An 18,741-nucleotide genomic window follows, 5' to 3' on the forward strand; every position below is an offset into this window, starting at 1 on the left:
TTGTCGCACGTATATCGATACAATCTCACAAGTATATTGCCGAACGCAAGAATAGGCGCTTGGTATTCCTCCGTGCCTGTCGCCGGCCTGAAAAGCCTGAGGACGCCAGCGGGAGACGCCGCCCAAACTCCCCCTCGGCCGAGCCGTGTACCGTCAAAACGACAGCGTTGCCGCACCTTCCTTGATCTCGGCATGCATGGCGCTGGCGCCGACGATGACGATCCCGTCGAGTAAGTCTTCCTGCGTATAACCGCGCGAGGTCACACAGGGTGGGCAAGCCCAGATCGTGCCGCCGCGCTGCTGGAAATTCTCGATCAGGCTCGACAGCGGATCGAGCGGTGGCACATGCGTCATGCGCTGGCCGCCCTTGCGCACCAGGTCGATCCCGGTGCTGGTGAGGAATACCGAGACCTTCAGCCCGGCGGTGATGCCGCCATTGGCAATGGTGAAGGCGACGGAGGACAGTTCGGATTCGATGCCCTTGGTCACGAGCACCACCAGTTTGTCGCTTTGAGTTTGCATAGTATTCTCCTTCAGTGGTTTGAACGCACTGATGATAGGAGGACGCGCGGCGCGCGTATTTGGCCGGAATGCGTGAAGCCTTGTCCGAAAATCCAGACGCTGCGGGTGTTGCGCGCGACGACGTGCTGTCGGCGCTGCTGTCGACGATCCGCCTTTCGGGGTCGCTGCAGTTCTGCTTCATGCCGACGGGCGACTGGCAGACCGATGCCACGCCGTCGCTGGCAGGCCTTTCGGCCAAGGCCTCGGGCACGATGCCGTTTCACATCGTCGTCGCCGGCAGTTGCTGGCTGAAGACGGAAGACGAAGAGACCGATTTGGAAGCCGGCGACGTGCTGGTCTTTCCCTTCGGCACTGGACATCAGCTCGGCGCGGGAAGAGACGGCATGTTGGTGCTGCCGACCCGCGACCTGCCGCAGAAGCCATGGCGTGAGATTCCCGTGCTGCGTTACGGCGACGAGACACAAGGCGTACGGCTGCTCTGCGGCTATCTGCAGTGGGACGGGCTGAGCTTCGCACCGCTTCGGCAGGCCCTGCCCAGACTGATCCATGTCAGGACGCGGGCCGCCAATGACGGTGACTGGCTGCGCGCCACCATCCGCCAGATGGTCGAGGAGGTCGACAGGCCGCGTGCCGGTGGCGTCTCGATGCTACCGCGGCTGACCGAAATCATCTTCATCGAAATTCTGCGCCACCAGATCATGATGGCAGAGCCAAGCTCGGTCGGCTGGCTGGCAGCCCTCGCCGACCCCTCGCTCTCGCGCTGCCTTTCCCTCATTCACGACGATCCCAGGCGTGATTGGTCGCTGGAGCAACTGGCGGCGGCATCGGGAATGTCGCGCAGCGCGCTGGCCGAACGCTTCCAGGCGATGCTCTCGACATCACCGATCCGCTATATAAGGGACTGGCGGCTCTACCTCGCAAGCGTGGCGCTCGCCACCTCGGGCCAGCCGATCGCGTCGATCGCCTATGACGCCGGCTACGCCACCGAAGCCGCCTTCAACCGCGCCTTCTCCCGCGCCTTCACCACCCCACCAGCGGCCTGGCGGGCGACGGCGCGGGCGTAGAGGGTGATCGGCTCAACAAGCGCCAATGCTCAAGAGAGGATGGCAGGAAGATGCCGTGACATCCATGGGTGGAAAGAATCAAAGGATGCGCTAATTAGATCCACCATCAAAATCTGGAGCGAGCCTTGGATTCGGAATCCCCTCAGCCACTCACAGCTCGCTTTCCTGTCGGTGGCGGGGAAATTGGCCGACTGATCCAGGCTCGCGACTGGAGCAAGACGCCCCTCGGTCCTCTTGACCTCTGGCCGCAAAGCCTGAAGACGGCCACCAATATGCTTTTGCTGTCACCCGTGCCGATCGTTCTCTTATGGGGCGAAGACGGGGTGATGATCTACAACGACGCCTACTCCGTGTTCGCGGGCAGCCGTCATCCGGATCTTCTCGGTTCCAAGGTCCGCGAGGGCTGGAGCGAAATTGCCGACTTCAATGACAATGTGATGAAAGTCGGGCTGTCCGGGAAAACACTCGCCTACGAGAACCAGGAGCTGACGCTGTTGCGGCACGGCAGTCCGGCTCCCGTCTGGATGAACCTCGACTATTCGCCCGTCCTCGACGAAAGCGGAAAACCCGCCGGCGTCATCGCGATCGTTGTCGAAACGACGAAAAGCGTCCTTGCCCAGCGCCGGCTGCGCGAGAGCGAAGAGAGGTTCAGGGCGTTCACGACCGCGACGACCGACATCGTCTACCGTATGAGCGCCGACTGGCAGGAGATGCAGCAGCTCGACGGACGCAACGTTCTCGCCGACACGGCCAATCCGACTGTCGCGTGGCAGGAGGTCTATTTGTTTCCCGAGGACATTCCGGCGATCCAGGCGGTGATCGACGAGGCCATATCAAGCAAGGGTGTTTTCGAATGCGAGCATCGCGTCCGCCGCGCCGACGGCAGCACCGGGTGGGTGCTGTCACGGGCTGTTCCACTCTTGAACGACCCAGGCGCCATTGTCGAATGGTTTGGGGCCGCGACCGATATCACCGAGCGGCGACGCAAGCAGCAACAGCTGGAACTTGTCGTTCATGAACTCAACCATCGCGTTAAGAACAATCTGGCGATGGTGCAGGCTTTCGCATTCCGCACCTTCCGGGATGCCGAAGACATCCCTCGTGCCCTGGACAGTTTCACGGCGCGGCTGGTGTCGCTCGGCCGTGCCAATGATCTGTTAACAGGCGAATTGTGGAGCAGTGCCTCCTTGAAACAGACACTCGACCAAGCGACCGTTCCGCATCGGCCGGACGGCGGGCGGTGGGAGTTGACCGGAGACGAAATCCGGGTCTCCGCAAAGACGGCGCTGGCGCTGACCATGGCCTTTCACGAACTCGGCACGAATGCCGTCCGCCATGGCGCATGGTCGAATGATGGCGGCGCCGTTAGCGTCAAATGTTCCCTCCAAATCATCGACGGAAAGCAACGCTACCGCATAGACTGGAACGAACATGGCGGACCGCCTGTCGAACAACCGAAGCGGAAGGGCTTCGGCACGGTCCTCATACAGCGTGGCCTTGCCGCGGAGACGGGAGGCAATGTGGAGATTTCGTTTGCCGAAAGGGGTTTTTCCTTCAGCCTCGACGCTCCGGCAGACCGTCTTCGGAACGAATGACATGGCCAAGCGTGTTCTTGTCGTCGAAGATGAAATGACCATCGCCATGATGATCGAGGATATGCTCGTGGACCTCGGTCACGAGGTCGTCGCGACAGCCGCGCGTTTGCCCTCGGCGCTGGAGGTTGCGGCCGATGGAAATCTTGATTTCGTCATTCTCGATGTGAACCTGGCCGGGCATCAGTCATTCCCGGTGGCGGCAGTCCTTCAGCAGCGCGGTATCCCGTTTGCCTTCGCAACCGGATATGGGCCAGCGGGTATCGATCCCGCCTTTGCCGGCCGGCCAGTGCTGACCAAGCCGTTCACAACTGCCGACCTTGCCGCTGTCATCGAAAGTGTCGGCTGAGACCCAAGAGGGGCCGACGCCCAAGTCCAAGAGCCGCCCCAATGAGACGTGTTGTGGCGGGCGATGGCGCAGGGCTGAGGATCCGATCGACACCCTGATGGACGATCAGCGCGGTTGCGGGCCTGTCAATCCGAGGGCCAGCGTGATGTCGTTGATGATTCCCAGTCGCGCTTCGATCACCGCGACTTTCTCGGGCGTATCGGCACCAAAAGCCTCGATATCGATGAACATTTGCTCGCAGCCGCCTGGCGTGACCGTCCGAACATCTGGCCGGGTTCCTCGCCTATGTTTCGCCAGCTGTGCGGTACATGTGGCGGCAGAACGACGACGGTTCCCGCAGGCGCGTCGAACGCCTCGTCGCCGCATTGGAATCGATAGAGCCCGCGGATGACCCGAAAGACTTCCGTCTCCCGGGTGTGCGTGTGCGGAGCCGGACCGTGACCGGGCGGCGTGAAGGTTTCCCACATCCCGAGCGCGCCGCCGGTCTCGGCGGCCGTGGCATGGATGACGATCCTCGCGCCAAACGGCGTCCTCGCCACGCGCTCCTTGCCGGGCAAAGAGACGACGACGTTCCTGAAACTCGACATATCCACCTCCCCCTTGATTACGGGCTTTGGGCCACGCTCACGTCGTCACCCTTGCGGCGCAGGCACGTCGATCATGGCTTCGATATTGTATCCGTCGGGATCGAGAACGAAGCAGGCAAAGTATTTCTCGCTATATTGCGGCCGCGGACCGGGCGCCCCATTGTCCCCAGCGCCGGCTTCGAGCGCGGCCCGATAAAACGCCTCCACTTCCGCTCTGCTTTGGACCCGGAAGGCAACGTGCAAACGCGTCAGAGGCGGCTTGTCGTCGGTGTGCTGGATCTCGAACAGGCTGCCGCCGACGTCGAAGGCCCAGAATACACCCTCCTTTCCGAAGGAGAGGCGATAACCCAGAGGTTCGAAAGCGCGTTCATAGAACAATTTGCTCTTCTGCAGGTCACTCACTGGGATGGTGATATGATCGATCATGCCGTGCCCTCCCTATCGTTCCGCGTCCCATCATAGTTGAATCCCGGCAGCGGAAAAGCCGACAAAGCCCACCCGATACCCTGCCAACGCCGCCCGCGATGAACTCTTTCCGGCCGCTCGACATCGGCATCAATATCAGCCTAAGGTCCCGGGCGGGGATGGACGGGAGGGGATAACCGATGTCCCTCAGCTGGTCGGGCGTCAGGTCTGCCAATGCCTCCGTCTTGCGACGCTCCGCTGCCACTGCCGGAGTAGCTGCCGCTTCAGCGGCTTCTTCGGAACGAAGGGGGCATGCCGGGCTATTACCGCCCCCTTTCGGCTAATTGCGAAACGATGCTGCTTCGTGCGAAAATGCCACGCGATGGATCACACGGGCGAAGTTCTCATTCTCACCGGGCCGCCGGGCTCGGGAAAAACCACGACGGCCGAGGCGCTCGCCCGCGAGCCCGGCTCGCCGAAGGTCCATCTTCATTCCGACGATTTCTGGCATTTCATCAAGAACGGCGTGATCCCGCCCTATCTGCCGGAAGCGCATGAACAGAATATCGTTGTCGTCGACGTGTTGACGAAGGCGGCGGCAGGCTATGCCGGCGGCGGCTACTTCGTCGTCGTCGACGGCATCGTCGGGCCGTGGTTCCTGGAACCATTCCGGAAAATCGCGGCACCCCTCCACTACGTGATTCTGCGCCCGTCGCTCGATGTCGCCATCCGGCGCTGCCGGGAGCGCGGCGGCGACACATTGACCGATCCCGGCCCTATTGCGGCGCTCCATCAGCAATTCTCATCACTTGGCCCGTTCGAGCAACATGTCGTCTCGACGGAGGGGCACGACAGGGAAGACACGTTGCGCAAGGTGATCGAGGCTACGCACAGCGGCATGTTTCGCCTGGCGTCATAACGCAAGCCCCTCAGCTTTCGGCGCAAGCGGCAGACATTGCCGGGATTCTCTTACCCGATCCCGGTTCGAGCGAGTCGGGAAATTCATGAGCGGACCTCATGAGTTCATGCCGATATCTCCGGCTAATCGCCGCCGGGCTTTGCCCTATCTTGGGATCAAACCTGGGAAGGAGGACTTGAAATGATCAAGCGCAAGCTCGGCCAAAGAGGCCCTGACGTATCGGCGATCGGCTTCGGCTGCATGGGGCTGAACTATCATCGCGGGACGGCGATGGAGCGCGGTGATGCCGTCGCGCTCCTGCGGGCGGCCCACGACCGGGGTGTCACCTTCTTTGACACGGCCGAAGCCTACGGGCCTTTTACCAACGAGCAACTCGTCGGCGAGGCGCTGGCGCCGATCCGTGATGAGGTGGTGATCGCGACGAAATTCGGCTTTAGGGATGGCCGGCCGGAAGTTGGTCTGGATAGCCGGCCGGAACGCATCCGTGTGGTCGTCGAAGAAGCCCTCAAGCGGCTGCGCACCGATCGCATCGATATCTTCCACCAGCATCGGGTCGACCCGGCCGTACCGATCGAAGAGGTGGCAGGCACGGTGAAGGATCTGATCGGCGCCGGCAAAGTGCTGCATTTCGGCCTGTCAGAAGCGGGCGTCGAAGCAATCCGCCGCGCCCATGCCGTCCAGCCGATCACCGTGTTGCAAAGCGAATATTCGCTGTGGTGGCGCAACCCGGAACAGGAAATCCTGCCCGTCGTCGAAGAGCTCGGCATTGGCTTCGTGCCCTATAGCCCGCTCGGCCGCGGCTTCCTCGCCGGCAAGATGGACGAGAACACCAGTTTCGAAGGCGGCAACGATCACCGCAAGACCAATCCGCGCCTCTCGGCCGAAAACCGCAAGGCAAACCAGCCGGTGGTCCATGCGATCGAGGTCATCGCCGCTCGCAGAAACGCGACCGCGGCCCAGATCGCCATTGCTTGGCTGATGGCCCGCAAGCCTTGGATCGTCCCCATTCCCGGCACCACCAAGCTGCACCGGCTGGAAGAGAATATCGCTGCCGCCGACATCACCTTCACATCGGAGGAACTGGCCGAGATCGACGCGGTCTTCTCAGGCATCGAGATCCACGGCGACCGCTACTCCGCAACATCGGCAGCCCGCGTCACGCGGTGAGCCGACGACACCGATCGTTCGATGCAACAGCACGAACGTTCTTGTCTGGTGCGCCGGCGTTGGATGGATGCAAGGAGCAGCGTTGCGGCGTGTCCTTCGAGGCTCCGCCCTATGGGCTGCGCGCCTCAGGATGAGGGCCGTTGGAGGCTGCCGCATACCCAACAACAGGCGTGAGTGGACGCGGCAACCCCTCTTCCGTCATGCTCGGGCTTGTCCCGAGCATCTGCAACCGGTGCAGCAGAGCCTCGGCACAAGGCTGACATGACGGAGAGCGAGGCGGCGTTCGCGCCAAACTGAAACCGCCCGCGAGAAAACGCGGGCGGCGGCATCATCGTGTGGCATCCGCCTCGAGCGCAGATGATCAGTCCTGGCCCTGCAGGCGGTCCATCACTTGCAGCAACAGATCGGCGCAGACCTTCATCGGTTCGTCCTCGGCGCACTTCAGGTCGATCCGGGTGTTCCCATCCTCGATCCGGAAATGCGCTGCCTTGGACGGCGGCGGCGGCGGGCGATGACCACGGAAACCACGGAAGCCCATGTCGCCTCTCCGACCATGCCAGCGGTATTCGGGGCGATCTCCCGGCCGCGCATCCGGCCGGTCCGTCATCTGCTCATCGTCATCAGGAGTGGACGGAGACGGCGGCGGAGGCGGCGAGCCGGGTTCAGCCGCTGCCGGTGGAGTCCCGGCGGATGGCGGAGCGGGCGGCTGTTGGGCGAAGGCTGTGCCGGCGAGTGCTGCAAGGGCAAGGCCTGATAGGAGAAGTCGTTGCATGGAAGCGTTCCTTTCGGAGTTAGGAGGCGTGTCTGTAAACACCGCAGCGCGGCTTTGGTTCACGCCCGTCACGGCCTGTGATCGAAATCTGCAAATCGTCTGTGCGGCGGACCTTTCGGCGGACGCAGCGCTTCCGTTCGTCCATCCTGACGAACGAGGTAGCTCGCATGCACGAAGCCGTCGTCGAAGCGTCCCTGGACGGTGACGGCTTCGTCCTTCGCGACAAGATCCCCATCCTCGCCAGCCCGGCCGGTTTCAACAAGCGCCTTGCCGCTCTCGTCCTGCAACACGAACTTGTTGCCGTAGATCTCGGCAACCTTGCCTTTGATGGTAACGAGGCTGGTGGCCGGCATGGCCGAAATCGCCACCGGCGTCAGCGGCGCCATCTCGGGCGCGGGACGCATCATCTTCACGGCGCTCGCGCCTCCGGCAGCCCCGATGACAAGCGCCACGGCGGCCGCGATCACAGGGATCGCCAGCCGGCGACGGCGCTGTCCTGGCGGCACGGGCGTGGCTGCGCCCTCGGGATGCGCGTTGTCCTGGTCTTCGTTCGGCATATATCTGCTCCTTGCTTCAGTAATGGCCGCAATCTAGCCGCCCCACCCCCTCGCCTGCCTGAACCTCTCCGTTCAGATTGAGTTAAGCTCGGCCCGATAGTTTCGGGCCGTTCCCGTAGATGAAAGTTCTTCCCGTGCGCGTACTGCTCGTCGAAGATGACGAAGACCTGAGCGGCCGGATCGCCGCCGTGCTGCGATCGGAGAACTTCGTCGTCGATATCGCTCGCAACGGCGAGGACGCTCTCCATGCGGGGCTGACCGAACTCTTCGATGTCGCAATCCTCGACCTCGGCCTGCCGAAGATCGACGGGGTCAGCGTGCTGAAGGGCTGGCGCGAGGGCGACCGCAACCTGCCGGTTCTGGTGCTGACGGCGCGCGACGGCTGGCCGGACAAGGTCTCGAGCTTCAAGGCCGGCGCCGACGATTTCCTTGCCAAACCCTTCAAGGTGGAGGAACTGGTGCTGCGCCTGCGCGCTTTGGTGCGCCGGGCGTCCGGTCACGCCGCCTCGCGGCTCGTCTGCGGCGCGCTGGTCTTCGATGCGCAGCTCGGCACCTTCGAGCTCGACGGCCTGCCACTGAAGCTGACGGCGCTGGAATGGCGGGTGCTCTCCTGCCTGATGCTGCGCAAGGAGATGATCGTCGACCGGCGCGAACTCACCGAGCGCGTCTATGATGGCGATGCCGAAGTCGACTCCAATTCCATCGAGGTCATCATCGCCCGCCTGCGCAAGAAGCTCGGCGGTGAACGCATCGAGACGATGCGTGGCCGTATCGAGACGGTGCGCGGCCGCGGCTATATGCTGACGTCGGCATCATGAAGGCCCCCTCCCTCAAACCGAAATCGATCGCCGGCCGGCTGCTGATGTTCTCCGGCATCTTCGTGACTCTGGCGCTTGTCGTTGCTGCCATCGTGCTCTGGCTGGCGCTGAAAACGGTGGTGCGCGAGCAGGTCGACCAGCGTTTGGACATCCAGATCGGCGCCCTGGCCGCTGCCGTGACCCGCGACGCCGAGGGAAGGATCGCGCTGTCCGCCCCGCTCGACGCGCCGCCCTTCGACCGCCCCTCCTCCGGCTGGTACTGGCAGATTGACGATGGGCAACAGCGCCTGACCTCCCGCTCCCTGATGAACGGCACGATAGACGCGCCGCCACCCCGGCAGGACCTGCGCCATGTGCTGATGGGCATGCCGACATCAGGCAGTGGCGGCGATCGAGGAAGAGGGCCGCTCTATCTTCGCCAGGCCGTGCGCAGCATTGACGGCATGACGCTGACGATCACCGCGACGGCGCCAATGATCGCCCTCGTCGGCCCGGCGTTCCGCGCGCTCTTCTGGCTGGTGCCCTGCATGCTGCTGCTCGGCCTCGTGCTAATGGCCGGCACGCTCTGGCAGATCCGCTTCGGCCTGCGCCCGCTGAAATCCATGGCAACCAATATCGATGCCATCAACCGGGGAGAACGCGCCCGCCTGCCCGATGAGGCAACCGTCGAGCTTGCGCCGCTCTCGCTGAAAACCAATGCGCTGCTGGCAGCCAACGAAGAGAGGCTCGCGGCAACGCGCATCCAGTTCGCCAATCTCGCCCACGGCCTTAAGACCCCCGTGGCGAGCCTGCTGCTGGCGCTCGACGAGCAAAACGATCCGCAGGGCGCATTGCGCAGCCTCGCCGCCCGCATCGACAACCGGATCAAACACCACCTCGCCGCCGCCCGCCGGGTGATGGCCTCGTCGGACAATGTCGCCAGCACCGACGTGGCGACTTCGGTCGCCGATCTGCACCGGGCGATCGGCCAGATCCACGCCGAGCGCAACATCGCCTTCGACACCGATATCGCGCCGGGCCTGCGCGTCGCCTGCGACGAAAGCGATGTCGAGGAAATGCTCGGCAACCTGATCGACAACGCCTTCAAATGGGCCACCTCCCACGTCACCCTCCGCGCCCACCGCGACGGCCCAACCGCCCGCATCACCGTCGAGGACGACGGCCCGGGAATACCGCCGGATCGGCTGGATGCCGTGCTGCTGCCCGGTGTGCGGGAGGACGAACACGTGCCGGGCAATGGGTTTGGGCTGAGTATCGTCAGCGAGCTGGCGGAGTTGTATGGCGGGTCGCTGGTGCTGGAGGCGAATGGGGCAGTGGGGTTGCGAAGTGTGTTGTGTTTGCCGGTGGCGGTGCAAGTGGTGGGGTAGGATTTTGGGTGGTTTGATTGGGCGGTGAAGATGGATATCGACCGATACTTGTCTTCTCCGCAACGCTCGACCTTCTCTGATGCCCTTCTCTCAGGACCGCAACCCAACTCCCTTCCCGATCATCACCCTCTCGCCGAGACGTCTTTCGTCTCGCCTCTGCCTTGTTGCTCGCGTATCCTGACGCCCGATTCGCCGTCCGCATACGAGGGTGGGCATGAACGAAGCATCAAAGGAGAGCGCGATGACGGACGCCAAGAGCGGCATTTCTGGACTACGGCCGCATATTACAGTCATTGGCGTCGGTGGCGGTGGCGGCAATGCGATCAACAATATGATCGCGGAAAAGCTGGCGGGCGTCGAATTCGTCGCTGCGAACACGGATGCTCAGGTGCTGGCCACCTCCAAGGCGACGCGCCGCATCCAGCTTGGCGCGAATGTAACGGAGGGTCTCGGCGCCGGTTCGTTGCCGGAGGTCGGCCATGCGGCTGCCGAAGAGTCGCTCGATGAGATCATGGATCACCTGGCCGGCTCGCACATGTGCTTCGTCACCGCCGGCATGGGCGGTGGAACGGGCACGGGTGCTGCACCTGTCATCGCCCGCGCTGCGCGTGCCGCCGGCATCCTGACGGTCGGCGTGGTCACCAAGCCCTTTACCTTCGAAGGCAACCGCCGCATGCGGATGGCGGAAATCGGCATCGAGGCGCTTCGCCAGGCGGCCGATACGGTCATCGTCATTCCCAATCAAAACCTCTTCCGCATCGCTGATGCCAAAACGACGTTCGCCGATGCTTTCATGACGGCCGACCGCGTGCTCTATGCCGGCGTCGGCTGCATAACCGATCTGATCGTCAAGGAAGGCCTGATCAACCTCGATTTTGCCGACGTGAAGTCGGTCATGTCAGGCATGGGCCGTGCGATGATGGGTACCGGCGAAGCCTCCGGTGAGAGCCGCGCGATGAAGGCGGCGGAAGCGGCAATTGCCAACCCGCTTCTCGACGATATCTCGATGCGGGGCGCCAGGGGTGTGCTGATCTCGATCTCCGGTGGGTCGGATATGACGCTGTTCGAAGTGGACGAGGCGGCAAGCCGCATTCGTGACGAAGTGCAGGAAGACGCCGATATCGTCGTCGGCGCGATCTTCGACCGCAGCCTTGACGGCAAGTTCCGGGTCTCCGTGGTGGCGACCGGCCTCGAAGGCAGCCCGCTGCCCGCATCCGCGCCTCACGCCGCCGAGCAGATCCAGACGCGCACGCTGCAGTAAGCGCAGCGCCGCAACATATCCGAGCACAACAGCCTGCCGCGTCTTTTCAGACGTGCGGCGCTGTCGTGCGTCAATGTCATGCGCTCCAGGGAAATCGCCGCAATCACCGGTCGTTGATTCGCGATCACCTGTCGTTGATCGTGGGAAGGTGCGTTACGACCTCTACGCGGCGCTTGTCATCCAGCGGCTCAATGTGCTTCTGCCAGAAGGCCTCGGCCTCCGGCGTGTCATCCTCCCAGTGGCGGATTTTGACGATATTGTCATCGATCTTCGCCAGCCGTTTGCCGCCAAGCCGCAGGTATTCCTCCGCCAGTTCTTTCGATCGGGTCGTTTGCATGTCGTGTTCCTCCATAGGCGAACCGAAAGGCCGATCGTCGTTACCGGGTTGGCCGGCAATCGGCATCCCCGTTATCGGCGCTTCCGCGCCTTCCAGTTAAACAGTACGGCGGGATCATGGTTCCAGATCATCGGCCGAAACCCGTCCACGCGGCCGGCTGAAGGCGTCGGCCGCTCTTGCTGTCGGGACAGCCGGAGACGCCTCGTCGGGGCGATCTTCGACCGCAGCCTCGACGGCAAGTTCCGCGTTTCGGTGGTGGCGACCGGCCTGGAAGGCAGCCCACTGCCCGCATCCGCGCCTCACGCGGCCGAACAGATCCAGACGCGCACGCTGCAGTAAGTGGCCACTGTTATGCTGCTCTGTTCACCACGGCGCTGAGTGGATAAACACCGCCACGCCCTGTGGAAAACGGGCGGGGCGGCGTTGGCATTCGGCTAGCAAAGATCGTCAGGCGAAGAGTATGTCCGAGATATTGTGCACCACGGAGATTTCGTCGGTCCCGGTGTTGGTGAGGTAGAGATTATCCGCCGCTGAGTCATAGACCACGTTGGTGATCAAGTCGTCTCCCGGTATGGCGATGTTGACGTCGACCGTTGTCTTGACCCCGGTTTCGAAGTCGAAGGCCGTGCCGATATGCTCGCTGTTGGAGGAATCGCCGAAGAAGAACGTGCCGTCGACGGCAAAGCCGTATCCGAGCCCGCCGGCAGCGAAGGTCTTGGACTCGATCGGGTTTAGCGTGTCGGGATCGATTTTGGAGACCTGCCAGGTGGAATCATCGATGCGGCCGACGACGTAGATGCCGGTCGAATCCTGCATCGTATTGACGGCCGTGAATCCACCCCAGTCGAACGTACCCGCCCAATTCTCGCCGATAAGGCTCGGGATCGGGTCCCCCCGCTGATCGGACGATCCGTCGGCGGCATCCCACTTTGCGAGATAGGTCTGATCGGGGAAAGGGTCCTCCTCGCCTCTCGCCTCGTTGGTTCGGCCGATGATCTCGCCGCCGCGGACCGAAAAATAGGTTCCGCCGATGTCATATTCGCCCTTGTCATAGTCGCCGAGAGAGATGGCGCCGCTGGCATGGTCGGCTTCGAATGCCGCGGCGTTGTCGTAAATGCTCACCATGGAATCATCCGGGAAACCATGGCCGGAGCTGACGTAATACTTGCCCGTTAGCGGATCGACCGCGACCCCCTGGAGTTCGTAATGGTCCAGGAAGGGGCGCACCACATCCGCCTGGGCCTCGACATGATTGGTGTTCAACGACTTCCCGTCCGTCACGCCGTCGACGGTCAGGGTGATCACGCCGGCATCTGCGTGACCGGCGCCGTCAGAGACCTTGTAATATTGGAGTTTCTCCGTGACATGCTCGCCATCGTCGAGGCCCGCCTTGACGGCCGGATTGAGATCGTAGGTGAAGCTCCCATCGCCTGCGAAATGGAAGGTGCCGAATTCACCCGCCACGTCAGTCGTCTGCCCTTGCCCCTGACCGGCAGGAATGCTGGTGCCCTCGACCGAGCGCAGGAAGAGCGTGCCCGCCTCTCCCGCGTGATCATTGGCGAACACGTTGCGGGCCATCTCGCTTCCTTCGCGGAAGGAGAAGGCGTCGTCGACCGCGACCGGCGGGCTCGTGACCCCGTGAATGTCGAGCGTGAAATGGCCGACATCGGTATTGCCGGCGCCGTCGGAGATCTTGTAACCGATCGTCTCCGTCAGCGTCATCCCGTCAACGAAGCCCGCCTTGGCAGCCTCGTTCAGCGTATAGGTATAAGAGCCGTCGGCCCTAACGTGGAACGTGCCGTATTCACCCTCGATATCGGTGACCTGCCCGGCCGTCTTGGCAAGAACTCGCTCGCCATCGAAGTAGTTGAGGAACATGTTGCCGGAGCCCCCGGCCAGATCATTATCCAGCAGATTGCCCGAGATCACGTCATTCTCGGAAGCGCTGCTGACATCATCGACCGCCACAGGTTTTGCAAGCTCTGTCATGGATATCTCCTTCAAGATCCATTCGCCTTAGTCTATCGGAGGAAAGCAGCTGAGATCGGATTGGTCAATAAATTTTCTATCAAGAGTAGTATTTTAGGTTTTTACAATTTTGTTATACTTTGGGGCTTCGCCCTAACAAGAGGCGGAGAATCTGAGCGAGGGCGCTATTCCAACTCCCTCATTCCTGTGCTCGTCACAGGAATCCAGTACGCCCAAGTCCTTGGGCGCAAAGGCTCCTTGCCTGGAAGAAAGTCATTCGCAGCGCAGACGCGCCTTGGCTGGATTCCTGTGACGAGCACAGGAATGAGGGAAGATAAGTGGGCGCCCATCAGCGGCCTAGAAGGTGAGGCTGGGTGTGCGGCGATCGGCTAAATGCGAGAAGCAGCGTTGCGGCGCGCGCTTCGAGGCTTCGCCATGCCGGCTCAGCACCTCAGCATGAGGGAGGATGGAGGATGGAGGATGCCGCGCGAGTGCTCAAGAGAGCCTCATCGTGAGGCGCGGAAGCCGAAGGCTGGAGCCTCGAAGGACGAGGCGGACGGCAGCGATCCCTTATGCCCAAACCCGCCGTTACTGCTCGGGAAACTTCGCATAGTCGCAGATCCCGCTGAAATAGAAGGTTTGCCCTTCAAATTCAGACTTTGAGAGCCCGAATTCGACAACGCTCATTTTCTTGTCGGGATAAATATAGGCCCGCCCCGATGAACTCCCCGAGCCTGCCGCAGTCTCCGGTGCCGAAACCCGTGTAAATCGGCACTGTATTACCTTTGAAGGTCCCCTTCAGCACCCTCTCGATTTCAAACTCACCGCTCGTTATCCGCGGTATTTCACGCCTCGCTTGCGGATCCGGCATACCGACGCCAACTGTCACCGATTTCATGCGGCCCCTTACGACCAGATCGGAACTGGCAAATTTCTCCTTATCGGACATTTCTTTGCAACTGCAGGCGGATGCCGCCGAAGCCGACAACGCCATCAAGACCAACCCGGCGACCAAGGCCACGGCACGATATGAATTCATTGAAATCCCCCATCCGCACGGCTCAAATCTTGCACGCGTCGATGCACAGCATGACGGCAGATTTGTCCGGATTGAGGCGATGAAGATCGCTATATCATCGATCGACCAACCGCCCTCGCCTCACCCCACCAACCCCTTGATCTTCGCCCCATCCTCCGCCGTCGCCGGGTTGTACACCACCATGCTGAGATCCGGCCGGCCATCCACCTGGAAGGCGGAATATTCGAAAGCGAGTGCGCCGAGGATGGGGTGTTTGATGTGCTTGGCGCCCTCGCCGTGGGTGCGCACGTCGTTGTCGCGCCACATCGCCAGGAATTCGGGGCTCTTGCGGCAGAGTTCGTCGACGAGGGGCTCGACCTCGGCCGCAGCACCCGCGCGGGCCGCATCCACGCGGAAAGCGGCGACGACGAAGCGGGCGACACTTTCCCAGTCGTACTGGGCGGCGCGCACGCGCGGATCGAGGAAGATGAAGCGCAGCACGTTGCGCTCTTCCGGCGGCAGCGCGCCGTAATCGGTTAGAAGCACAGTCGCCGCCCTGTTCCAGGCAATCACGTCCCAGATGGCGTTGCGGATCAGCGCCGGGCTCGGGTCGAGCGCATCGAGCACGCCCTGCAACCTCGGCGTCACGCCCTCTTGCCTGTGGTAGCGCACCTCGGGCGGGCGGCCGAGGCCGATGAGGAAGAGATGCTCGCGCTCGACATCCGTCAGCATCAGCGCGCGAGAGATCCGGTCGAGCACGTCGGCAGACGGCGCACCGCCGCGCCCCTGCTCCAGCCAGGTGTACCAGGTCGGGCTGATATTGGCGCGGCTCGCCACCTCCTCGCGCCGCAGACCCGGTGTGCGCCGCCGCTCCCCCGCAAAACCGAGGGCGGCGGGATCGAGCCTGACGCGGCGCCCCTTCAGATAGGCGCCGAGCCGGTTATCCGAGGTGACAAATTCACCCATCCTGTTAGCCTTTATACCATGATAATATCACTACTTTACCATGATACAGGCAGAGCCGATATGTGTCTCCAGCAAAAACTGGAGATATCACATGCGCGTATTCGTCACTGGAGCCACCGGCTGGGTCGGCTCGGCCGTCGTCAATGAATTGATCGCCGCCGGCCATCAGGTGCTCGGCCTCACCCGCTCGGACAAGGGAGCGGATCAACTGGCGGCAGCCGGGGCCGAGGTCCATCCCGGTACGCTCGATGATCTCGAAAGTCTGAAGAGCGGTGCGGCTGAGGCGGACGCCGTGATCCACACGGCTTTCAACCATGATTTCTCGAAATTCGCCGAAAACTGCGCCGCCGACCGGCGCGCCATCGAGGCGCTCGGCGAAGCCCTCCAAGGCTCCGATCGTCCGCTGCTGGTCACAGCCGGTCTCGGCTTTGCCCCCGGACGTGTTGGCACCGAGAAGGATCCGCCCATGCCGACGTCGGAGACCTACCCTCGCACCTCCGAAATCACCGCGGTATCGCTTGTCGCGCGTGGCGTGCGCGCCTCCACCGTCCGGCTCCCGCCCTCGGTGCATGGCCATGGCGACCACGGCTTCGTGCCGATCCTGATCGATTTGGCCCGGCGCACGGGTGTCTCGGCCTATATCGGCGAAGGGCAGAACCGCTGGCCGGCCGTGCACCGGCTCGATGCCGCCCGGGTTTATCGCCTGGCGCTGGAGCGCGGCGCCGTCGGCGGCCCGTTCCTGGCAGTCGCCGAAGAGGGAGTTGCCTTCAGGCAGATCGCCGAGGTCATCGGCCGGCGGCTCGATGTGCCCGCTGTCTCGCTCTCACGGGAAGAAGCGGCCGAGCATTTCGGCTGGTTCGCCATGTTCGCCGGCATCGATGTGCCCACATCGAGCGAGCACACTCGCACGCTTCTTGGTTGGCAGCCGCAGGAACCCGGCCTGCTCGCCGATATCGACCACCCGGCCTATTTTTAAGAGAGCCCTATCCTTGCTGGGGCGCCCAGGGCCTCGAAGGACGAGCCGGGTGCGCCGACACTCCAAGGAATGCAAGGAGCAGCGTTGGAGCGCGTCCTTCGAGGCTCCGCCCTGTGGGCTGCGCGCCTCAGGATGAGGGCCGTAGCGGATGCCGCTTTCAATACCGAGCGTTGGAGGATGCCCGGCCGCCAGAAAATATGGAACAGTGTCGTCCGCCATCGGTTGACCATTGGTCCACCTCAAACATGGAGCCGAAAATGAGCAAGACCAACGTTCGTGAACTTCAGAAACGCGCCGAACAGCAGGTCAAGAACACCAGCGCCGGCGGCCATCTCGGCGGCACATATTTCGGGCAGCAACCGGACGGAAAAACCGCCTCGTCGACCAGCAACGACAGCGCCAAGGCGCGGCCGAACGACGGAACCAAATAAGCGCCGCAGGCCTCACCTCACCGAAGTAAAGAATTCTCCTGCGCCCAGGGATCTGGGCGCCTCCCCTGCTCACGCCATCCACCTCGCTATTGATCGGCGACGCCTCAGCGCTAGCTTCTGCTCGCGGCCGACCGGGCGCGGGGGATACAATCTTTGGGCGAAGGTGGAGGGGCGACGTGGCATCCTATTCGATTGACGATGCGATCCGGGAACTTGCGCCCGCTCTCGGCAAAGCGCCGGCGGGCGCGGTCAGCGGCGAATGGACAGCCACCACGATGCAGGCGGGGCATTCCTCCCGGACGGGCGGCTACCGCGATGCCGAGGGAAATTATGTCCCGGAGGCCTCCAGGCATCCGCTCGATATCATCTCGGATGTCATCGAAAAGCTGGGGGAATCAGGGGTGCCCCGCTTTAACAAGGTAGTAATCCAGTGGAAGAAGCCGAAGTTTCCCTTCATGCGGGGAGAGATCACGCTCGAAACGAGCTATGACCGGACGATCGTGCCGCGAGGGCCTGACGACCCGATCTACGGAACCACCGCCGCTGTCCGGCGCGCCTTCTGGCAGAGCCGCGGTACAGTGCAGGAGGACTTTGCCGCTGAGCGCGGAACGGCCAACATTCACGCCCAGACAAAATGGTTCGGCCCGCATCGCCGCATCCTCGCCATCCATGCGCCGGGAAGGCTGACACTTGCTACCGACGGGCTGTCGACCCCCTGGGCCGGCATATCCGAGCCGGAGAACGGCGTCGAACGCGAGCTTTTCATGGAATTCGACTCCGCGACGTTGGAGGCGGCCGGGATCGAAAACTGGGCGAACCTGTTGATCAACATCGGCGACCTCGTGGCAGACGGTTATCGCGTCGCCCGTGACGTCGAGAAGCACGGCTGCATTCTGTTCTGCCGGCTGACCGAGGATTACCGCCCCATGACCCGCATCATGCTCAGCCGCGACCCCGGGCGCATCGACGGCCTGCCTTTCGGCCCCGTACCGCTGATCCGTGCAACGCCGATCGCCGAAACCGAAATCGACGGGCAGGACCTTTCCGACGACTGGGGCGCTGCGGCCGCCCGCAACGCCCTGGCCAAACGCGGCATGAGGATTGATTGATGTCGCCAATGTCGGGCACCAATGCCGCGCGCCAAATGCCCAGCGCTTGTCGCCCGGCCGGCGCAATCTTGTGCTATTCCTGGATGTCTGGTTCGACGACCTTGGCGAGGTTTCGCAGCGACTCCTGCCAGCCGAGATAACAAGCCTCGGGCGGAATGACATCAGGCACGCCGGCCTGCACGATATCCACCTCGGTGCCGACCGAAACCTTCTTTAGCGTCACGGTGACTTCCATCTCACCAGGCAGATTGGGGTCGTCAAACCTGTCGGTGTAGCGCAGGCGTTCGCCCGGGAGGAGCTCGAGATATTCGCCGCCGAAGGCGTGGCTATTGCCCGTCGTGAAGTTGCGGAATGACATTCTGAACGTGCCGCCGACAACCGGCTCTGAATGGTGCACGGTGCAGAGGAAGCCGTTCGGCGGAAGCCACTTGGCAAGCGCGTCCGCCTCCAGGAACGCGCGATAGACTTTCTCCGGGCTGGTCGCCAGAACGCGGTGCAGGCGTATGGTACTCGGCATGGTCGTGATCCTTTTTGGATTTACGGAATGGACGAACCT

Annotated in this window: 20 protein-coding genes and 2 pseudogenes; 12 read left to right on the forward strand and 10 right to left on the reverse strand. The window is 62.8% G+C overall.

The annotated features are described in order from the left end of the window. Nucleotides 1–153: 153 nt before the first annotated feature. Entirely contained in the window at nucleotides 154–522 is a 369-nt protein-coding gene (locus AC25BC_RS13010; protein WP_017994543.1) for a DsrE family protein, read from the reverse strand. 68 nt (nucleotides 523–590) lie between these two features. Here AC25BC_RS13010 and AC25BC_RS13015 point away from each other — a divergent pair, with 68 nt between their 5' ends. The 3 genes from AC25BC_RS13015 (at nucleotide 591) to AC25BC_RS13025 (ending at nucleotide 3,527) form a co-directional block, all read left to right on the forward strand. Then, nucleotides 591–1,586: an AraC family transcriptional regulator gene (locus AC25BC_RS13015; protein WP_128438442.1), complete on the forward strand. Its 996-nt coding sequence runs from the start codon at nucleotides 591–593 to the stop codon at nucleotides 1,584–1,586. 125 nt (nucleotides 1,587–1,711) lie between these two features. Then, the gene (locus tag AC25BC_RS13020) at nucleotides 1,712–3,181 is read left to right on the forward strand and encodes a sensor histidine kinase (protein ID WP_128438371.1); all 1,470 of its coding nucleotides are present in this window, start codon (nucleotides 1,712–1,714) and stop codon (nucleotides 3,179–3,181) included. 1 nt (nucleotide 3,182) lies between these two features. Beyond that, complete coding sequence (locus AC25BC_RS13025; protein WP_012758060.1) at nucleotides 3,183–3,527, forward strand: response regulator; 345 nt, start codon at nucleotides 3,183–3,185, stop codon at nucleotides 3,525–3,527. Between the two features lie 105 nt (nucleotides 3,528–3,632). Here AC25BC_RS13025 and AC25BC_RS13030 read toward each other — a convergent pair. Both AC25BC_RS13030 and AC25BC_RS13035 read right to left on the reverse strand, forming a co-directional pair. After that, nucleotides 3,633–4,114: pseudogene (locus AC25BC_RS13030) on the reverse strand (cupin domain-containing protein). Between the two features lie 45 nt (nucleotides 4,115–4,159). After that, the gene (locus AC25BC_RS13035) at nucleotides 4,160–4,540 is read right to left on the reverse strand and encodes a VOC family protein (RefSeq protein ID WP_128438370.1); all 381 of its coding nucleotides are present in this window, start codon (nucleotides 4,538–4,540) and stop codon (nucleotides 4,160–4,162) included. Nucleotides 4,541–4,901: 361 nt separating this feature from the next. Between AC25BC_RS13035 and AC25BC_RS13040 the strand changes: the two genes are divergently transcribed. Together AC25BC_RS13040 and AC25BC_RS13045 are read left to right on the forward strand one after the other, a co-directional pair. Further along, nucleotides 4,902–5,438 carry an ATP-binding protein gene (locus AC25BC_RS13040; RefSeq protein WP_128438369.1) on the forward strand — a complete coding sequence of 179 codons (537 nt, stop codon included), beginning with the start codon at nucleotides 4,902–4,904 and terminating at the stop codon, nucleotides 5,436–5,438. Nucleotides 5,439–5,618: 180 nt separating this feature from the next. Then, nucleotides 5,619–6,605, forward strand: a complete 987-nt coding sequence (locus tag AC25BC_RS13045) for an aldo/keto reductase (protein WP_128438368.1) — start codon at nucleotides 5,619–5,621, stop codon at nucleotides 6,603–6,605. 361 nt (nucleotides 6,606–6,966) lie between these two features. On the opposite strand, the gene AC25BC_RS13050 is transcribed toward AC25BC_RS13045, so the two are convergent. Together AC25BC_RS13050 and AC25BC_RS13055 are read right to left on the reverse strand one after the other, a co-directional pair. Continuing rightward, entirely contained in the window at nucleotides 6,967–7,377 is a 411-nt protein-coding gene (locus tag AC25BC_RS13050; RefSeq protein WP_128438367.1) for a hypothetical protein, read from the reverse strand. A 68-nt stretch (nucleotides 7,378–7,445) separates the two neighbouring features. Then, nucleotides 7,446–7,934 (reverse strand): hypothetical protein, encoded by a 489-nt coding sequence (locus tag AC25BC_RS13055; protein ID WP_128438366.1) that lies wholly within the window; start codon nucleotides 7,932–7,934, stop codon nucleotides 7,446–7,448. Nucleotides 7,935–8,068: 134 nt separating this feature from the next. On the opposite strand from AC25BC_RS13055, the gene AC25BC_RS13060 reads away from it, so the two are divergent. The 3 genes from AC25BC_RS13060 to ftsZ all read left to right on the forward strand — a co-directional run bounded on the left by AC25BC_RS13060 (nucleotide 8,069) and on the right by ftsZ (nucleotide 11,380). Further along, the gene (locus AC25BC_RS13060) at nucleotides 8,069–8,752 is read left to right on the forward strand and encodes a response regulator transcription factor (RefSeq protein ID WP_128438441.1); all 684 of its coding nucleotides are present in this window, start codon (nucleotides 8,069–8,071) and stop codon (nucleotides 8,750–8,752) included. Then, complete coding sequence (locus tag AC25BC_RS13065) at nucleotides 8,749–10,119, forward strand: sensor histidine kinase (RefSeq protein ID WP_128438365.1); 1,371 nt, start codon at nucleotides 8,749–8,751, stop codon at nucleotides 10,117–10,119. Before AC25BC_RS13060 ends, AC25BC_RS13065 begins: the two co-directional genes overlap by 4 nt. A 241-nt stretch (nucleotides 10,120–10,360) precedes the next feature. Next, a complete protein-coding gene (gene ftsZ / locus AC25BC_RS13070; protein WP_012758070.1) occupies nucleotides 10,361–11,380 on the forward strand; it encodes a cell division protein FtsZ in 1,020 nt (339 codons plus the stop codon). 124 nt (nucleotides 11,381–11,504) lie between these two features. Here ftsZ and AC25BC_RS13075 read toward each other — a convergent pair whose 3' ends face one another. Continuing rightward, nucleotides 11,505–11,717 (reverse strand): hypothetical protein, encoded by a 213-nt coding sequence (locus tag AC25BC_RS13075; protein WP_017961052.1) that lies wholly within the window; start codon nucleotides 11,715–11,717, stop codon nucleotides 11,505–11,507. Nucleotides 11,718–11,918: 201 nt separating this feature from the next. Here AC25BC_RS13075 and AC25BC_RS13080 point away from each other — a divergent pair. Further along, a pseudogene (locus AC25BC_RS13080) lies at nucleotides 11,919–12,056 on the forward strand (cell division protein FtsZ); the annotation flags it as partial. A gap of 108 nt (nucleotides 12,057–12,164) precedes the next feature. On the opposite strand, the gene AC25BC_RS13085 reads toward AC25BC_RS13080, so the two are convergent. From AC25BC_RS13085 to AC25BC_RS13095, 3 genes are all read right to left on the reverse strand, one after another. Further along, nucleotides 12,165–13,706, reverse strand: a complete 1,542-nt coding sequence (locus tag AC25BC_RS13085; RefSeq protein ID WP_128438364.1) for an Ig-like domain-containing protein — start codon at nucleotides 13,704–13,706, stop codon at nucleotides 12,165–12,167. Between the two features lie 631 nt (nucleotides 13,707–14,337). Beyond that, entirely contained in the window at nucleotides 14,338–14,724 is a 387-nt protein-coding gene (locus AC25BC_RS13090) for a hypothetical protein (protein WP_245459798.1), read from the reverse strand. A 120-nt stretch (nucleotides 14,725–14,844) separates the two neighbouring features. Further along, a complete protein-coding gene (locus tag AC25BC_RS13095) occupies nucleotides 14,845–15,669 on the reverse strand; it encodes a helix-turn-helix transcriptional regulator (RefSeq protein ID WP_128438363.1) in 825 nt (274 codons plus the stop codon). Nucleotides 15,670–15,760: 91 nt separating this feature from the next. On the opposite strand from AC25BC_RS13095, the gene AC25BC_RS13100 reads away from it, so the two are divergent. From AC25BC_RS13100 to AC25BC_RS13110, 3 genes are all read left to right on the forward strand, one after another. After that, the gene (locus AC25BC_RS13100; RefSeq protein ID WP_128438362.1) at nucleotides 15,761–16,645 is read left to right on the forward strand and encodes an SDR family oxidoreductase; all 885 of its coding nucleotides are present in this window, start codon (nucleotides 15,761–15,763) and stop codon (nucleotides 16,643–16,645) included. Between the two features lie 257 nt (nucleotides 16,646–16,902). Further along, complete coding sequence (locus AC25BC_RS13105; RefSeq protein ID WP_164902985.1) at nucleotides 16,903–17,076, forward strand: hypothetical protein; 174 nt, start codon at nucleotides 16,903–16,905, stop codon at nucleotides 17,074–17,076. A 176-nt stretch (nucleotides 17,077–17,252) separates the two neighbouring features. After that, complete coding sequence (locus tag AC25BC_RS13110; protein WP_128438361.1) at nucleotides 17,253–18,185, forward strand: hypothetical protein; 933 nt, start codon at nucleotides 17,253–17,255, stop codon at nucleotides 18,183–18,185. A 73-nt stretch (nucleotides 18,186–18,258) separates the two neighbouring features. On the opposite strand, the gene AC25BC_RS13115 is transcribed toward AC25BC_RS13110, so the two are convergent. Next, a complete protein-coding gene (locus AC25BC_RS13115; protein WP_128438360.1) occupies nucleotides 18,259–18,702 on the reverse strand; it encodes an SRPBCC family protein in 444 nt (147 codons plus the stop codon). Nucleotides 18,703–18,741: the final 39 nt, after the last annotated feature.

It is taken from the genome of Rhizobium sp. WSM409, from assembly GCF_057653825.1.